Origin of the sequence: Pseudactinotalea sp. (genome assembly GCF_048594945.1) — a bacterium.
Taxonomy (GTDB): domain Bacteria; phylum Actinomycetota; class Actinomycetes; order Actinomycetales; family Beutenbergiaceae; genus Pseudactinotalea.
This window is the reverse complement of the sequence record NZ_JBMDXJ010000203.1, coordinates 1-3239: the sequence shown is the minus strand read 5'-3', so window position 1 is coordinate 3239 and position 3239 is coordinate 1. Positions and strand designations below refer to the sequence as shown.

The window sequence follows — 3239 nt, the reverse complement described above, 5'->3', positions numbered from 1 at the left end:
CGCGACCGCAACTGCGAGCACGGCGTCTGCTGTGGCGAATCGTTCGGTGTTCGAGGTGCCGGCGTCTGTGCTGGTCGATGGTGAGAACGTGGTGGCAGCCTCGATGCACGCCAACTACCGGTCGACGCCCAACCTCAGCTTCCAGTTGAGGATCGAAGGCGTTCAGGGTGCCTGACGCGTCGAGGCACGACTTGAGTGCTGCGGTACCACTGGTGCGTACGGCGCTTCGCTCGCCACTAGACTGATGCATTCATGACGGCCGTACTCGCGCAGTCGCCCCAACGTGGTTCGCTCCGCGACCCACTGCCATCACACTCCGCCGGTGTTCGGGCGCAGACGATGGCACTGCCGGCATGGCCGGTGATGCTGGTGCTGTGGGGATATCCATTGTTCTGGGCTACCGGTTTGCTGGCGTTCAGCACTCCGCTTGTCGCGCTTCCCATGCTCGCCTTCTTGCTGATGCGCCGCAGAATCGATATCGTCCCGGGAATCCTCCCGTGGCTGGGGTTCGTGCTCTGGATGATCCCATCCGTGCTGATGCTTGATCGGCTTGGGCAGATACTGAACCTGGGTATTCGGATCAGTCAGTTCCTTGCGATCGCCATCATCATGGTCTACATAGTCAACGCCCGTGAGTCGTTGAGTCCGCAAAGGCTCTTGCGGGGATTGACGTTCGTGTGGTGCTTTATCGTCGTCGGCGGCTATCTGGGAATGCTCTTTCCGGAGGGACGGCTGACGTGGACCATCGGCCGCCTGGTCCCTGCTGCTCTGCTCGAGAATGATTACGTCGCCGAGCTTGCTTTTCCTGGTTTTGCAGAGATCCAGACGCCATGGGGTGCCGAAGAGCCATTCGTCCGCCCTTCCGCGCCGTTCGCCTACACCAACGGCTGGGGCGCATCTATCGCGATTCTTACCCCGATCGTCGTCGGATACGTCGTCTCGAAGCGAACCGCACGCAGCGCGTGGTGGCTCGCGTTCGCGGTCGTAGCGGCGGTGCCGCCAGCCGTAGCAACGACGAATCGAGGTCTGTTCGTCGGGTTGGCTGTCGGCATCGGTTATGTCCTCCTGCGACTGTTGGCGCGGGGCCACTGGTTGCCCCTGATCTGGGTCGGACTGTTGAGTGCGGCCGTTGGGCTCATGCTCGTCTGGTCAGGCATGTTGGACGGCATCGCGCAGCGACAAGAGACGGTCGACACGACCGAGGGCCGGTCGACTGTGTATCTCGAGACATTCCAACGAACACTCGATTCTCCGGTGCTCGGCTGGGGCGTCCCGAGACCGGGACTTGACACGGAGATCTACGTCGGAACACAGGGCGCCATCTGGAACGCGATGTTCTGTTTCGGATTCGTCGGCCTTGGTTTGTTCCTGGCGTTCCTTGCTGGCGCTGTGTTGCGCACGTGGGACGCACCGAACGTCGCGGCGCTCTGGGTACAGGCAGCCACGGTCGTTGCCCTCGTCCTGTCGGTGTTCTACGGCTTGGACCGACACTTGCTGTTCGTGGGAGTGGCGGCCGCCTTGATGCTGCGTGAGAAGAGTGCGGGTGACTCCGACTGGTGGACGCGTGCCCCTGTGCCCTTCTGGAGCCTGCGCCATGCGAAGTGAAGGGCTGACGAGGAGCGGGGTCGTCAGTCTCGTCGGCTCGGCAGTCGCCGCTCTCGGTGCGCTCGTCCTCACGAGTCTCGTCGGGCACTCCCTTGGAGCTCACGGCACCGGACTGTTCTTTCAGGCAGTCGGCATCTTCACCGTTGCGAGCCAGGTGCTGCGGCTCGGCACCAACAGCGGCATCGTGCGCTTCATCTCCGCCGACAGGGCGCACGACCGGCAGGGTCAGGAATGGCGCATCGTTCTGATCGCGTTGCTTCCCGTAGCCGTGGGGTCAGGGCTTGCATCCGTGGCACTGTGGCTCTGGTCGGACCAACTGGCTCTGTTGTTCAGCAACTCGTCAGAGGCAGCTGAGCTGGATGGCTTGCTGCGTGTCATGGCACCGTTCGTGCTGGTGGGAGCGGTCAGCGGTGTGGTCCAGATCGCGGCGCGGATGGTCCGTGGCGTCACCGCATTCACGATGCTCCAGTCCATCTTGCCTGCGATCGCGCGACTAGCCACCGTGGCTGTCGGCCTGATGATGCTCAACACGGCAGGAGCGGCGTTCGCCGCCTGGCTGATCCCGCTCCCGGTCTGGTTGCTCGTCGGGATCGCCCTGATATGGCGCCCGCTGGCCCAGGACTGGCGACGTCGCGCAGCAGTGGCCTCTGTCGACCGTGTCGGTGTCCGTCAGTTCTGGCGGTTCAACGGCCCACGGGCAGTGGGTGCGGGTCTCGAGACCGGGCTGCAATGGGCCGACGTCCTTATCGTCGCCGCGCTCACGACGCCAGCTCAGGCCGGTATCTACGCCGTGGCCACCCGAGCGGTGCGAGCCGGCGAGGTCGTCGACAAAGCGATGCGCGTAGCTGTCTCGCCCACGATCTCAGGCCTGCTCGCCCGCGGTGAGGTTGCTGCCACGTCCCGCCTGCACGCGCGGGTGGTTCGGGGCATGGTCATCGTCAGCTGGCCGTTCTACCTCGTTCTTGCGATCAACGGACCAGCGGTCCTTGCCATCTTCGGCGATGAGTTCGTCGTAGGTTGGCCGATCCTCAGCATCCTTGCGATCGCCATGATGTGCCAGACCGCTGCCGGCATGCTTCAGAGCATCCTGCTGCAGGCCGGCCGCAGCTCATGGCAGATGTGCAACAAGACCATCGCCCTCACGCTCAGCGTTGGACTCAACGTGTTGCTCGTGCCGCACTGGGGAATCGTCGGCGCAGCGCTGACCTGGGCGATCGTGGTTCTTGTCGACAACGGCATTGCTGCCTATCAGGTGCATCGACTGATGCGCGTTCGACTGCAGCCGTCGACGTACCTCCCCGTCGCTCTTCTCGCGGTGGTCGTGGTCGGCGCGGGGGCTGTTGTCACCCGTCAGGTGGGCGGAACCAGTCTGCTCTGGCTGCTGCTCGGTATCGCCTTGACCGGCATGGTCTACACGGCGTTGCTGTGGGTATGGCGGCGGCGTCTGGGAACTGACTACCTCTGGCAGAAGGTCCCCGTCATCGGTTCCTACGCACGCGGCCGATCGTCAACGCCGAGCCCGTCTGCGCTAGACGACGCAGCGTCGTCCTCCACGGGATCGATGGAGGCGGCATCTCCAGGTCTCGGAAGCTCGAGATCCCAGGAGTCTCGATAGCCCTCCCACCTCGCACGGC

General features: G+C 64.0%; 2 protein-coding genes. Both read left to right on the top strand.

Features of this window, described 5'->3' with window-relative positions; all coding sequences use genetic code 11:
- Positions 1 to 252: 252 nt before the first annotated feature.
- The gene (locus ACOJSN_RS08955) at positions 253 to 1605 is read left to right on the top strand and encodes a hypothetical protein (RefSeq protein WP_420112153.1); all 1353 of its coding nucleotides are present in this window, start codon (positions 253 to 255) and stop codon (positions 1603 to 1605) included.
- Positions 1595 to 3220, top strand: a complete 1626-nt coding sequence (locus tag ACOJSN_RS08950; protein WP_420112152.1) for a lipopolysaccharide biosynthesis protein — start codon at positions 1595 to 1597, stop codon at positions 3218 to 3220. Before ACOJSN_RS08955 ends, ACOJSN_RS08950 begins: the two co-directional genes overlap by 11 nt.
- Positions 3221 to 3239 lie beyond the last annotated feature (19 nt).